Source organism: Monashia sp. NPDC004114 (assembly GCF_053603855.1).
The window spans coordinates 60,334-73,946 of sequence record NZ_JBSGGK010000012.1 but is presented as its reverse complement, the minus strand read 5'-3'; the positions used below and the strand labels follow the sequence as shown (position 1 = coordinate 73,946).

Below are 13,613 nucleotides of genomic sequence, written 5' to 3'. Positions count from 1 at the left end.
GCCCCGCGCCCGACCAGCCTATTCAACGAACCGGACTACCTTCGCCGGGTGCGTGACCTATCGGTGGTGGTATCCGCTCTCGGCTCGTGCAAGGGTGTCGCTGAGTGTATGGAATCCCTTGCCCGACAGTCACTTCCGCCTGACCGGTTCGAGGTCGTGGTCGTTCTCCACGGGGCTGGTGACGACGCGCGCCGCGCGGTCGAGCGAGTCACGCTGGGCCCGCTGGCGGGGCATGAGGTCGAGCTGGTCGACCGCCGAGCCGAGACGCGCGCCGAGGCGCGCAACGTCGGCGTCGGCCTCGCGCGCGGGGCCTGGACGACGTTCGTCGACGGAGCCGACACCGTCTCGGAGACGTTCCTCGAGCAGCTGTATGCCGCCCGGAGCCTCGACCGTGTCCCCGCCGGCCGCGTCGTGGGCACCCCCGCGCCGGACGAGGACGCGCACCACGTGCCGCCGGACCGGGCCCTCGGTGTCGCGCGGGCTCGCGGCGGCAAGCTGTTCCCGACCGACTGGCTGCGCGAGATCCCGTTCGACGGCCGCCTCCGCTCGGGTGAGGACGCCGTCCTCAGCGGCCACCTGTTCAGCAGGTTCGACCGCCAGTTCGTCACGTTCGACCTCGAGCCCGGTCGCACCGGCGCGGACTACCTCACGGGCGGCCCGACGCAGAGCGACGTCGAGGCCGAGGTCTCCGACCGCATCGAGGTGATCGCGGCGCTGACCACTGACACCCAGGCCGACCCCGCAGACCGCAGCACGCTGACGAACGCCCTCGTGGCGGCGGAGCTGGCCGACCTGCGCCGCTGGGCCGAGCGCCATCCCGAGCGCCGGCCTGAGGTCGAGCGCGCCATTCGCGCCGCTGGGGTCAGGGGCGTCACCTCGCTGCGCCCTGGTCCCCTCGACGGCGCGACCGAGGGGTTCGCGCTGTTCCACACACCCCCACCGGGGCTGCGCTCGCTCGTCGTCGTCGCGGGCAGCGCCCGAGCGATCAACGACAACGCCAGGATGGTCACCTTCCTGGCCAGGAACGGTTACGGCGTCAGAGTGCTGCACTACCGCGGACGACTCAAGCAGATGCTGCGCAAGCTCCCCGACGTCCACCGCGTCGGGCTGCTGCCCGAGACGGTGCCCTGGGTGGAGTCCCGCGTCCGCGCCGACTCGCCACGGCGGCACCGCGCCGTCCTGAAAGCCTCGCGCGAGGCCATGCGCGTCGGGCGCCGGGTGCTGCCCGCGGTCGTGCCCGCTGGGCTCGGCCGGCCGGCATACGCGCGCATCGACACGGAGGCGGCGGCGCTGCTCGCCGAGCCCGGCCCGCGGGTCATCCTGGACCGTGAGGGACGCACCCTCCTCAAGGCGTACGGCGACGGCGACTCCGTGTCGACCGCGCTCGACGCCCACGAGCTCGCGCTCCTCACGATGCGCACGGCCGGCAGCCAGCTCAGGGGATCGCTCGCGGACGCCCACGCCGCTCGGCTCGCATCGCGGGTCCTGTGCGACGACGCCACCAGGACCCGCGCCGAGGTCGAGCCGGGCCTGTGGGCCATGGTCGGCTACCGCCTCATCCGCGCAGGGCGGCTCGAAGCGTCGGCCGAGGTGCTCGACAACGGCCGAAACCTCTTCAGCGACAAGGAGGTCGAGGGCACCGGCCTGCCGGCTCTCGCGGCCCTCCAAGAGATCCTGACCATGGGCAACCGCGGCACCATCGACGTGCCCGGTGTCGTCGGCAGCACCCTGCGCGACGCCGACGCAGCGCTCGCGGACGACCTGGACCGCGCGGTCTTCCTCACGACCGTCGCCATCGACCTGCTCTTCACCCGACGGCTGCACACGGCCGAGCCCCGCTCCCCCATCGTCTCCGAGCCGGAGACCTTTCTCGCTCCGCTCCGCGAGACCGAGGTCGGCAGGCTCCTCGGTCGCACCACGCCGGCCCGACCGCCTCGCACTCCCCGCACCCCGGCACCGAACGGCAGGCCGCGGGTCACGGTGCTGCCCGGCGCGTACCCGAAGTTCGCCAAGCCGGTCGTCGACGAGCTGTCCGTGGCGGCGGACGTCGAGGTCCTCGACCTGTCGGAGCGGCAGAAGCGGTTCACCAACACCGGCGTCGACCCGGCGACCGTGCGCGAGCGGCTGCTCGCCGCGACCGGGCACCCGCCAGCCGTGGACGTCGCGACCGCTGACGCGCTCGCGGCCGACGTCATCTTCGTCGACTGGGCCGACAAGGGGCTGACCTGGGTGACCGAGGTCGTCCCGGAGGGCACGCGGATCATCGTGCGGCTCCACGGGGTCGACACGCTGAGTGCCTGGCTGCACACCGCCGAGTGGGAGAAGGTCAGCGACGCCATCTTCCCGGCCGAGCACATGCGGCGCTCCGCCGCCGCCGCCCTGGGCGGCCGGCTCGACCACGTGCGCCAGCACGTCGTGCCCCTGCCGCTCCAGGTCGACCGGTACGCCCTGCGGAAGTCGCCCGGGGCGGCCAAGACGCTCGGGATGGTCGGGTGGGCCCAGCAGGTCAAGGACCCGCTCTGGGCGCTCGACGTCCTCGCGGAGCTGCGACGGCACGACCCCGAGTGGCGCCTGCGGCTGATGGGCGCCGACTTCGACCTGTCGACCCGCAACCCCGTCGAGAAGGCGGCCGCGCGCGCCTTCCACAAGCGCATCGCGCAGGACGAGCTATGGGACGCCGTCGACTACGTCGGCTACACCTCCCGCCTGCCCGAGCACTTCCGCGACGTCGGCTGGGCACTCAGCACGAGCCGCCGCGAGGGGTTCCACACGGGCCTCGTCGAGATGGCGGCGAGCGGGGCCGTTCCGGTCGTGCGCGACTGGCCGGTCTACGCGGCGATCGGCGGCGCCAAGGACCTCTACCCGTCCGAGTGGGTCGTCCCGACACCGCAGGCCGCGGCCGAGCGCGTGCTCACGATCAGCGAGGCCGGCGAGTGGGCGGAGCTGACCGAGAAGACGGTCGCGTCGGCGCGCGCCAGGTTCAGCGGCGCCGACGCGGGAGACCGCCTCAGGACGATCGTGCTGGGCTCGCGCTGATCCGCGTCAGCACCTGCACCGCCGCACTGACGTGCTCCACCGGCGACCGGTGGTCCAGCGCCTGGTCGTCGAGCGCACTGCCCTCCTCGACGACGCCCCACACCGGGGTGCCGCTGCCGCGGTAGTCGCTCCACTTCGACGGTAGGTACGGGTTCCGCGCACCGCGGGGGCTCACCGCGTCGTTGACCAGGAGGCAGTCCATCCGCTTGGCCAGCGCGAGGAAGTCGAGGTAGCCGACGAACGGTCCCACGCGGACGCAGTCGCCCAGGCCCCGGCCCGAGACGACCTCCTGGAGCTCCTCCGGCTTCGAGGTGAAGACGTGGAGCATCACCGTGGACCGCACCGGCTTGGTCAGCAGCGCCAACGCGTCGAGCACACCCGTGACGCCGCGGTTGGCGTAGAAGTTGCCGAAGTAGCCGATGTGCCGTCGGGCCGGGTCGAGCCGGTGGTCCGACGGGCGAGCGCCGTAGAAGCGCGCCGACGGTGTCGGGTGCGGCGAGACGACCGCGACCTTCTCGACCCGGGCCGCGAGCTCCGGGTCGTGGCAGCTCTCCAGCATGAAGTCGCGCTGGCGCTCGTTGGTGAACATCACCGAGTCCGCGAGGGCGAACGCGATGACCTCGCACCACTCGAAGGCGTTGAGCCCTGACGGCGGCGCGAAGCCCGCGTCGGCCACGGCCGTGCGAAGCCGGGCGATCGTGCGGTCGTCGTTCGCCAGCGACTCGCGGACCTGACCCTCGACATCGTGCGACAGCGGGTCGGAGAACTCCGCGTCCCAGACGACACCCGGCCGGGCCAGCTTGATCTGCGCAGCGAGGAAGTGGGAGGCGGCGAACTGGGCCCGGCTGTAGACCGACTCGTACTCGCCCTGCATCGACTCCCACCGCAGGTAGGTCTCGAGGCCGAGGCGCTCGTAGTCGACGATCGCACCCCACGAGCTGAAGGCCGTCCGCGAGGGGACGGCGGCGAACCGGCGGACGAGACCGCCGCAGAGCTGGACGAGGCTCGGGTCCTGGTGCCGGATGGAGTCCATCGCGTTGCAGATCACGTCGACGGGCTCGCCACGGTCGAAGACCCGTTTCGCCGCGACGATGGCGGCCGTGTCGCTGTAGGGCGGGAAGCAGTAGGACGCGACGAGGCGCCGCGCGGTGTCGCGTGGGGTCGGGTCGGGTGCACTCAAGGTGTGGGCCTTTCAGACGGTGACGTGCTCGGTCGGGTCGCCGTGGAAGACGAGGCGGCCCCTTCGGGACAGCAGCTCCACGTCGGAGATCGGCCAGGTGTGCCCGTCCGGCGTCGCCGCGCGCACGGATACGAAGTTGAACCGGTCGGTCGAGTAGACCTTGGCGCCCTCGGCGCGGACCTTCTCAAGGAAGGTCGTGTCGACCCGGCGCGGGAGGTCCTCGAAGCGGAGCCGCGTCGCCAGGTCGCGCTCGAGCAGAAGCGTGCCGCCCTGGACCAGGTCGACGTACCGGTGCTCGGAGTCCGGGAACCGCAGCAGAGTGGCCCCCGTGGCGGTCAGGTGGGCGTAGTGCGCCCACTTCCCGACGACGCTCGCCTGGGTGTAGTCGAACGCCCGGACGAGGTCGCTGAGGTAGTGGGCGGCATACACGTTGTCGTCGTCCATCTTCGCGACGTACCGGCCGGAGGCAGCGGCGACGCCGGCGTTCATGAGCGCGCCGAGGGTCTCCCTGCTGTCACGGCTGACGAGAACAAGCCGGTCGGCGGACAGCCCGGCCTCCTCCGCCTGGACGCGAGCCTTGTCGGCGTCGAGCTCGAAACCGTGAGTGACGAACACCAGCTCGACGTCCGGGTGCGCCTGGGCGGCCACGAACCGCATCACGTGGCTGACCTGGTCTGGCCGCATCGTCGGCACGACGGCGGAGATCGACCGGTCGCGCGCGGGACGGGCGATCCCGACGGACTGCAGCACGGTATCCACCCGGTGCGCGTAGAGGTGCTCGTCGAACACCCGCCGGTGGGCGCGCAGGGCGAGGCGGTCGCGGTACTCGTCGTGCTGGAGCAGCGCCCGCAGCTCGCGCTCGGTCTCCTCGGCGTCGTGGCTGATCCTGACCGTGTCGCCGAAGAACGGCTCGATCGAGGCGGCCGGCCCGGACAGCACGGGCGTCTGCGCGGCCGACAGCTCGAAGAGCCGTCGCGCGCACATCGTCGGCGACTCCACGACGGAGTTGACGTTGAGGAACACCTTGTACGCCGTGTAGGCACCGAGCATGCGACGGTACGGGAGGCTCCCGACCAGCGAGCCGGCATACACCCTCGGGAACTGGTACCGCTTGTCCCGTCCGGCCATGCGGGAGAAGATCTCGAGGCCCAGCGGGAGCGCGGGCTCGAGGACGTACTCCATCTGACGGCGGCGCTCGTCGTGCTTGTCGGCGAAGTAGCTGCCTGCGAAGGCGACCTCACGGGAGCGGCCGGCGCCGTGCCGCACCGGGGTGTGGATGCGCGGCTGGGCGCCGAACGGCAGCAGGCCGACCCGTGCGTGGCCGAGGTCGCGCTCGTAGTCGGGGATCCGGCCCGCGTCGACGGTGAAGACGTGGTCGAACAGGCGCGCTGTGTCGATGAAGCGGTCGTAGTTCGGTGGGTCCTCCTTGTTCCAGAACACCGTCGGGATGCCACGAGACCGGCAGCCCTCGACGAGGGCGCGCAGCTCGTCCGAGGGCCCCTGTTCACCGGTCATCGCCAGGCGCCACGCGCCGGAGCTGCCGTTCCACGCCGACTCGACGAAGAGCAGGTCGGGGCGGGCGCTGTCCAGCTGGGTCTGCCAGCGCTCGGGGGTGACCGGCACCTGCCGCCACTCGTATCCGAGAGCGAGCTCGGAGAAGTCGTCGAGAATGACTGCCGCGGTCACGTCGGGGCGCGCCACCGGCCCGCTGGGGATCTCCGGTGCCGGGATGTCGACCCGGAGACGGGCCGACCGCACCTTCGGGAGCCGTCGTTCGACCTCCTTACGCACCTTGCGGGGCAGGTCCGCCCGGGCCAAGGGGTCACGGGCAGCGCGGACTGCAGCGGTCCGCGCCCGTCCTAGGTCCGCGAGCACCCGCTGTCGCGCGTTCACCACAAACTTCTCTCTCTGTTCGACTGACGTTCTGTCTGGGCAAGCCGTCTGTTCGGCGAGCGTCTGCAACGTTCCATGCGTGACCCCCAGACTCGGCGCCACTGTGGCACCTGCGCTTGGCGCGCCCGGCTCCCGTGATGTAACGGGAAGCCAAACAGTTGGTGACATCCCGTCCACGACAGCGCTCATGCTCGCGAACCTTCCCGTCGCGGCGTGCGTCGCGCGCGTCCATCTGGCGCGCAACCCGTGGCAGGCGGTCTGGGTGGGTGCGCGGCTGCTGCCACGCGGGGCCTCGCGTGAGCTCGCCCGCCGCACAACGGGGCCCGTGTCGGTCATCGCCGCAGCCGCGTCGGGGGAACGCGAGCTTGCGCGACGCCGCCTCACCGACGGGCTGCGCGCCGCGGACAGCCGGCGCGCCCAGGGGCTGCTGGCCGCTGCCGCAGCCACTGGCCAGTGGTCGGCCGTTGAGTCAGGGGACGGCCGGCCACCGCGGTCCTCGGCGCCCGCTCGAGGCGGCGCAGCGGCATACCTCGCGTATGCCGCCGGAGACGTCGCGAAGGCCGAACGGGCCCTCGTGGGCGTCCATTCGTTGTTCGCCCGGACCCACCGAAGGTGGCTGTCCGGTGAACGAGCGGTGCTCAACGGGTCCGTGCTCGATGACCTGCAGCCCAAGCGCGTGAGTGGCGCACCGGACGGCGGCGCCGTGGTGCACCTCGTCACCAACTCGCTGCCCGAGGTTCAGGCCGGCTACACCGTCCGCACCCAGGGGATCGTCGCGGGACAGCGCGCCGCAGGCATCGACGCCCACGTGTGCACGCCCCCTGGATTCCCGGTCGCCCAGGGACATCTGGCAGCCGCGCCGTTCGCCAGCCTCTCCGGGGTGCCCTACCACCGGACGGTCGCCGGCGCCTGCCGGGTCGACCGACCCGACGCCCACCTGGAGTCGTATGCCGCCGCAGTCGGTGCGCTCGCCGGCTCCGTCGGCGCCTCGGTGCTGCACGCACACTCCAAGCACGTCAACGCCCAGGCCGCGCTGGTCGCGGGCCGGCGGCTGGGCCTTCCCGTCGTCTACGAGGCACGCGGCTTCCTGGAGGAGACGTGGCGCAGCCGGGGCGGCCGCGCCGAGAGCGACTTCTACCGCTGGACGCGCAGCACCGAGACGCGGTGCATGGAGCTCGCCGACGCGGTGGTGACCCTGTCGGAGACGATGCGCGACGACATCGTGCGCCGCGGCATCGACCCTGACACCGTCCACGTCGTCGGCAACTGTGTGCCCGACGACCACCTCACGGCCGCTGTCGACCGGGACGGCGTGCGTGAGGGCCTCGGCATCGGCCCCGACGACGTGGTCGTCGGCACCGTGTCGACGCTCAACGACTACGAAGGCATCGACGTGCTCGTCGAGGCCGGCGGGATCGTGGACAGCCCTCGCCTCGTCGTGCTCGTCGTCGGCGACGGGCCCGCGCTCGACCGGCTCTCGGCCCGCGCGGCCGAGCTGACCCGGAGCGGGAACCGCACCCGCTTCGTCTTCACCGGCCGCGTGCCTCACACGCGCAGCCGCGACCACCACGCCGCGCTGGACGTCTTCTGCCTGCCGCGACTCTCGACGCCGGTCACCGACCTCGTCGCCCCGCTCAAGCCGGTCGAGGCGATGGGGCTCGGAGTGCCGGTGGTCGGCAGCGACCTCCCGCCGGTGCGGGAGCTGCTGCGCGACGGCCGCGGCGTCCTGGTGCCCCCGGCCGACGCCACCGCGGTCGCGCGGGTGATCGAGTCGCTCGCCGACGATGCGCCGCGGCGCAAGGAGATCGGCGAGCAGGGCCGGTCCCACGTCGCGCAGGAGCGGACCTGGTCCGCCGCCGCACGGACGTACCAGCGGGTCTACGAGGGGGTCGCCTCATGACGGGAAGCGCCACCATGACCGAGCAGCAGCGGTTCGCGCCCGCCACCATGACACCGGAGCAGGCCGAGGCGCTTGCCAGGTCCGCAGGACTCGACGAGCTCGGTGTCCGGCCGCCGTTCTGGTCGTACGTGCGGGAGGTCTGGCACTACCGGCACCTCATCTGGCACCTCTCGTCGGCCCAGTCCTACACGGCGAACCAGAACAACTACCTCGGGCAGGCGTGGGCTGTGTTCAACCCGCTGCTGCTGGTCGGCTCGTACTACCTGATCTTCGGCCTGCTGCTCAAGACCCGCGGTGGCACCGAGAACTACATCGCGTTCCTGACGATCGGCATCTTCGTCTTCGGCTACACCGCGTCGTGCCTCATCGCCGGGGCGCGGGCGGTGACGGCGAACATCGGCCTGGTGCGCGCGCTGCGCTTCCCGCGGGCCGTCCTGCCGATCTCGGTCACGCTGACGCAGTTCCTGACGAACGTGCCGGCCTTCCTCGTGCTCATGATCATGATCCCGATGACGGGCGAGCCGTTCTCGCTGCACTGGTTCCTGTTCCCGGTCGCCCTGCTGCTCGTGACGCTGATCAACCTCGGTCTCGCGTTCTTCCTCGCGCGCATCGTCAACGCGGCACGCGACACCGCCAACCTCGTGCCCGTGGGCGTCCGCCTCGGCCGGTACGTCTCCGGCGTCTTCTTCAGCATCCCGCACTACGCGGGCTACGGGCTGATCAGCGCGATCCTGCTCTACCAGCCGCTCGCTGTCGGCATGACCATCTCGCGAGAGGCGCTGATGGCCCAGTACCACCTCCAGCTGTCGAGCTGGATCGCCGCTGCCGTCTGGGGCGTCGTGCTCTGCAGTACCGGCCTGGTCTTCTTCTGGCGCGGGGAGGGTCGCTATGGCAGCAACTGACCCCCTGGCCCCCGCCGAGACGCGCTCGACCTACCAGGACCCGACCGTCGCCGGCCCGGACACCGCCGACTCGCCGCGACGCGACCAGAGTCATGAGACGACCGGGCCTCGATCGGCGCGACCGCGCCCGACGCCCCCCGTCTCGACGAAGCCGAGCGTCGTCTGCTCCGAGCTCGACATCATCTACACCGTCTTCGGCGCGAAGAAGCGGGCGACCGCCACCGAGGGTGAGCTGCCGTTCGTGGAGCGGATGTTCAGCAAGCGCAACGCCGTCTCCTCGGTCCGCAAGGTCCACGCGGTCAAGCAGGTCTCGTTCGTCGTCAACCATGGCGAGGCGGTCGGGATCATCGGGCGCAACGGCTCGGGCAAGAGCACGCTGCTGCGCGCTATCGCCGGGCTCATCCCGCCCAGCGGTGGCAAGCTCTGGGCGCTCGGCCGGCCGTCGCTGCTCGGCGTCAACGCGGTCCTGCTCCCGGGCATCACCGGTGCGCGCAACGTCATGATCGGTGGTCTGGCGCTCGGCCTGACGCCGCGCGAGGTGCGCGCGCGCTATGACGACATCGTCGAGTTCTCGGGCATCGGCGACTTCGTCGACCTGCCGATGAGCGCCTACTCCTCCGGCATGGGGGCGCGCCTGCGGTTCGCCATCTCGACCGCCGCCGCACCCGACATCCTCATGATCGACGAGGCGCTGGCCACGGGCGACGCGGACTTCCAGCAGCGGAGCAAGGACCGCATCGCCGAGATCCGCCAGGAGGCGAGCACCGTCTTCCTCGTCAGCCACTCGAACTCCGCGATCCGCGAGTCCTGCGACCGCGTCCTGTGGATGGACCAGGGCCGGATCATCATGGACGGCCCGACCGAGGACGTCGTGGGCGCCTACGAGGAGTCGCACCGGAAGCCGCCGAGGTGAGCCGGATGCCCGCTGACCGCGCCCTCGTCGTGACCGTGGTGCACCATCCGGAGGACGCCCGCATCCGCCATCGGGAGATCGGCGCGCTGCTCGACGCCGGCGTCCAGGTCACGTATGCCGCACCGTTCTCGGCGCACGGCCTCGACCTTCCCGACGTGCCGGGCCTGCGTCCCGTCGACCTGCCGCACGCCACCGGCCGGTCTCGCGGCGAGGCGTTCCGGGCGGTCCGTCGCCTGCTCGCCCATGAGGGACCCGAGCACGACGTCGTCCTGGTCCACGACCCCGAGATCGTCGCCGCCGCCGTCGGGCTGCGGATCGACAACCTCGTCTGGGACGTGCACGAGGACACCGCGGCGGCGATCGAGGCCAAGCCGTGGGTGCCCGAGCGGGCGCGGGGCGCGATGGCACGCGCCGCCCGGGCGATCGAACGTCGCGCGGAGCGCCGCCACGAGCTGATCCTCGCCGAGTACGCGTATGCGGAGCGGTTCGAGCGCGAGCACGTCGTCGTGCCGAACACCGTGAGCGTGCCGGCCACCGTCGAGCCACCGGGCGACACCCGCGCGGTCTATCTCGGGTCGATCACCATGGCCAGAGGTGCGGCGACACTGCTGCAGACCGGACGGCTGCTCACCGTGGCGATGCGCGGCTCGGTCCGCGTCGAGATCATCGGTGCCGCCCGTGACTCCCGAACCGCAGACACCCTCAGCTGGGGCGTCAAGTGCGGGCATGTGCGGCACCTCGGGTTCGTGCCGAGCGCGCGGGCCCTCCCGATGCTCGACGGCGCGCTGGCCGGCCTCTCCCTGCTCGAGGACCGCCCGAACTACCGGCACTCCATGCCGACGAAGGTCATCGAGTACATGGCGCACGGCATACCCGTCGTGACGACCCCGCTCCCCCTCGCCGCGGACCTCGTCAACGAGGCGGGCTGCGGCATCGTCGTGCCGTTCGACGACGCGGAAGCCACGGCGTCCGCGCTCGTGGAGCTGGCGCGCGACCCGGAGCGGCGCGCGGCGATGGGCCGGGCGGGTCATGAGTACGTGCGCGAGCACTACGACTGGAACGTCATCGGCCGCGACTTCGTGCGCCACATCGCCGATCTCGCCGAACAGTCCCGACGGCGCCGCGGCACGTCCTCGACCGCCGAGCCGGGCTCGCCGACCGACCCGCCACCGGAGGTGGGTCCGAGCGACGCACCGACGGTCTCATCCACCGTCGCACCCATCATCGCGGCCCCGGCACCGGCCGGGCCGGCGAGCACCCCCACCCCAGCCCGACCAGCAACCTCACCAGACACGGGAGTTCACGTATGTTCGACGACGGAATCGCCGTCATCGGTCTCGGCTACATCGGTCTGCCGACCTGTGCTGCCCTGACCCGTCAGGGGCTCGAGGTCACAGGCGTCGACGTCAACGAGCGCACCGTCAGCGAGATCAACGCTGGTCGGGTGCCGATCGTCGAGCCGAACCTCGACGTCGCCATCGCGAGCGCAGTCTCCAAGGGGCTGCTCACCGCGACCACCGAGACGCCGCACGCGTCGGTCTACCTCATCGCGGTGCCGACGCCCTTCCAGGGCGACCACGAGCCGGACCTCCGGTACGTCCGGGCCGCCACCGAGGCCATCGCGCCGATGCTCACCGGAGGCGAGGTCGTCATCCTCGAGTCGACCTCTCCGCCCGGGACCACGTGGCAGATCTCCGAGTGGATCTCGCAGCTGCGACCCGACCTCAAGCTCCCGCACATGGGGGGCATCCCGGATGTGCACCTGGCGCACTGTCCGGAGCGCGTCCTGCCGGGCCGGATCATGGTCGAGATCTTCTCGAACGACCGGATCGTCGGCGGTCTGACGCCCGAGTGTGCCACCAGGGCAGCCGAGGTCTACCGCACCTTCGTCACCGGCGAGATCCTGCTCACCGACGCCAAGTCAGCGGAAATGGCCAAGCTCACCGAGAACGCCTTCCGTGACGTCAACATCGCCTTCGCGAACGAGCTCGCCGAGATCTGCGAGCACCTCGGGCTCGACGTGTGGGAGGTCATCTCGATGGCCAACCACCACCCGCGCGTCAACATCCTCCAGCCGGGTCCTGGCGTGGGTGGCCACTGCATCGCGGTCGACCCGTGGTTCATCGTCTCAGCCGCGCCGAAGCAGGCGCGCATCATCCGGGCCGCGCGAGAGACCAACGACGCACGCCCCGGCTCGGTGCTGCGCAAGGTCGACGCGGCACTCGCCGACGCCGGCCTGCCCACTGACGGTTCGGGCGCGACGATCGCGTGCCTCGGTCTCGCGTTCAAGGCCGACATCGACGACCTGCGCGAGTCGCCGGCCCTCGCGATCACCGAGGCACTGGCGGCCGGACACCCTGACGCCCGGATCCTGGCGGTCGAGCCCCACGTGGACCAGCTGCCGGGCCGACTCGCCGACCTGCCCAACGTCACCCTGGCGCCGACGGACGACGCGGTGCGCGAGGCCGATGTCGTCCTGCTGCTCGTCGACCACGCGCCGTTCCGCTCGATCAGCCTCGGTGACCTGCGCGGCCGCCAGCTCGTCGACACGCGCGGCGTCTGGCGCTGAGGGGCTGACATGCACCGTGTCATGACCATCTACGGGACGCGTCCCGAGGCGATCAAGATGGCGCCGCTCGTGGCGGCACTCGTGGGTGACGAGCGGGTGGAGCCCATCGTCGCGGTCACGGGTCAGCACCGCGAGATGCTCGACCAGGTCAACACCCTCTTCGGCATCGAGCCGGCCCACGACCTCGACCTCATGACCCCGGGCGCCTCACTCGCCGAGATCACGTCGCGGACGGTCATCGCGACTGCTGAGCTGCTGAAGGCAGATCGGCCCGATGTCGTTGTCGTGCAAGGCGATACCACGACCGTGCTCGCCGCTGGGCTGGCCGCGTTCTACGAGCGCATCCCGGTCGTGCACCTGGAGGCCGGGCTCCGCACCGGGGACGTGCACTCGCCGTTCCCGGAGGAGGCCAACCGCCGCCTCACCGCTCCCCTGGCAGCACTGCACCTGGCGCCGACGGCGACGTCGAAGGCGAACCTCGTGCGCGAGTCGATCGCGGAGTCGATGATCCCCGTCACCGGCAACACCGTCATCGACGCGCTCCAGTGGACGACGGCGCAGCCGGTCGACTTCGCGGACCCGCGCGTGGAGGAGCTGGTCGCCGAGGCGAAGGCGGGCGCCGAGCTCGTCCTCGTCACGTCGCACCGCCGCGAGTCGTGGGGTGCCCGCATGGTCGAGTCGATGTCCGCGATCCGCGACCTGGCCGTCGAGCGTCCCGACCTGCGCATCCTGCTGCCGATGCACCGGAACCCAGTCGTCCGGGACGTCATCGAGCCGCTGCTCGGCCGCTTGGACAACGTGCTGCTCACCGAGCCCCTCGACTACCACCAGTTCGCGCACGCGCTAGCCTCCGCCACCGTCGTGCTCACCGACTCAGGTGGCGTCCAGGAGGAGGCGCCGAGCCTGGGCAAGCCGGTGCTCGTCATGCGCGACACGACCGAGCGGCCGGAGGCCGTCGAAGCGGGTACCGTCCGCCTCGTCGGCACCCACGGCGCCGCCATCCGCGCCGGGCTCGAGGAGCTGCTCGACGACCCGGCGGCATACGCGGCGATGGCGAACGCGGTGAACCCGTACGGCGACGGCCGGGCGGCCGAACGCTCGGTCGCGGCGATCGCCGAGCTGCTGGGCATCGGCCACCGGGCCCCCGACTTCGACCCGGCGCGCTCCGACCTCGGCATCGGCGACGACCTCGACGATGACCTTGTAACAGCCTGAGCTGT

The 13,613-nt window shown here is 71.6% G+C and carries 9 protein-coding genes; 7 read left to right on the top strand and 2 right to left on the bottom strand.

The window, feature by feature from the left end; genetic code table 11:
* Window positions 1–48: 48 nt before the first annotated feature.
* Complete coding sequence (locus ACWEOW_RS15995; protein ID WP_452270208.1) at window positions 49–3,036, top strand: glycosyltransferase; 2,988 nt, start codon at window positions 49–51, stop codon at window positions 3,034–3,036.
* On the opposite strand, the gene ACWEOW_RS15990 is transcribed toward ACWEOW_RS15995, so the two are convergent.
* Window positions 3,008–4,216 (bottom strand): hypothetical protein, encoded by a 1,209-nt coding sequence (locus ACWEOW_RS15990; RefSeq protein ID WP_452270207.1) that lies wholly within the window; start codon window positions 4,214–4,216, stop codon window positions 3,008–3,010. The genes ACWEOW_RS15995 and ACWEOW_RS15990 overlap by 29 nt on opposite strands.
* Window positions 4,217–4,228: 12 nt before the next feature.
* Window positions 4,229–6,109 carry a glycosyltransferase family protein gene (locus ACWEOW_RS15985; RefSeq protein ID WP_452270206.1) on the bottom strand — a complete coding sequence of 627 codons (1,881 nt, stop codon included), beginning with the start codon at window positions 6,107–6,109 and terminating at the stop codon, window positions 4,229–4,231.
* A 187-nt stretch (window positions 6,110–6,296) separates the two neighbouring features.
* Here ACWEOW_RS15985 and ACWEOW_RS15980 point away from each other — a divergent pair, with 187 nt between their 5' ends.
* From ACWEOW_RS15980 to wecB, 6 genes are read left to right on the top strand one after another with little or no spacing between them, the layout of a single operon-like run.
* On the top strand, window positions 6,297–8,009 hold the full coding sequence (locus ACWEOW_RS15980) for a glycosyltransferase family 4 protein (protein ID WP_452270205.1): 1,713 nt from the start codon (window positions 6,297–6,299) through the stop codon (window positions 8,007–8,009).
* A gap of 14 nt (window positions 8,010–8,023) precedes the next feature.
* On the top strand, window positions 8,024–8,911 hold the full coding sequence (locus ACWEOW_RS15975; RefSeq protein WP_452270204.1) for an ABC transporter permease: 888 nt from the start codon (window positions 8,024–8,026) through the stop codon (window positions 8,909–8,911).
* On the top strand, window positions 8,898–9,824 hold the full coding sequence (locus ACWEOW_RS15970) for an ABC transporter ATP-binding protein (RefSeq protein ID WP_452270203.1): 927 nt from the start codon (window positions 8,898–8,900) through the stop codon (window positions 9,822–9,824). Before ACWEOW_RS15975 ends, ACWEOW_RS15970 begins: the two co-directional genes overlap by 14 nt.
* A 5-nt stretch (window positions 9,825–9,829) precedes the next feature.
* Window positions 9,830–11,197, top strand: a complete 1,368-nt coding sequence (locus ACWEOW_RS15965; protein WP_452270202.1) for a glycosyltransferase — start codon at window positions 9,830–9,832, stop codon at window positions 11,195–11,197.
* On the top strand, window positions 11,131–12,393 hold the full coding sequence (gene wecC, locus ACWEOW_RS15960; protein WP_452270201.1) for a UDP-N-acetyl-D-mannosamine dehydrogenase: 1,263 nt from the start codon (window positions 11,131–11,133) through the stop codon (window positions 12,391–12,393). Before ACWEOW_RS15965 ends, wecC begins: the two co-directional genes overlap by 67 nt.
* Window positions 12,394–12,414: 21 nt before the next feature.
* A complete protein-coding gene (gene wecB, locus ACWEOW_RS15955; RefSeq protein WP_452270200.1) occupies window positions 12,415–13,608 on the top strand; it encodes a non-hydrolyzing UDP-N-acetylglucosamine 2-epimerase in 1,194 nt (397 codons plus the stop codon).
* The last annotated feature ends 5 nt before the right edge of the window (window positions 13,609–13,613 follow it).

Coding starts and splice junctions, on each gene's coding strand:
- wecC (WP_452270201.1), top strand. CDS start 11,131: ATGTTCGACGACGGAATCGCCGTCATCGGTCTCGGCTACATCGGTCTG.
- ACWEOW_RS15970 (WP_452270203.1), top strand. CDS start 8,898: ATGGCAGCAACTGACCCCCTGGCCCCCGCCGAGACGCGCTCGACCTAC.
- ACWEOW_RS15975 (WP_452270204.1), top strand. CDS start 8,024: ATGACCGAGCAGCAGCGGTTCGCGCCCGCCACCATGACACCGGAGCAG.
- ACWEOW_RS15980 (WP_452270205.1), top strand. CDS start 6,297: ATGCTCGCGAACCTTCCCGTCGCGGCGTGCGTCGCGCGCGTCCATCTG.
- ACWEOW_RS15965 (WP_452270202.1), top strand. CDS start 9,830: ATGCCCGCTGACCGCGCCCTCGTCGTGACCGTGGTGCACCATCCGGAG.
- wecB (WP_452270200.1), top strand. CDS start 12,415: ATGACCATCTACGGGACGCGTCCCGAGGCGATCAAGATGGCGCCGCTC.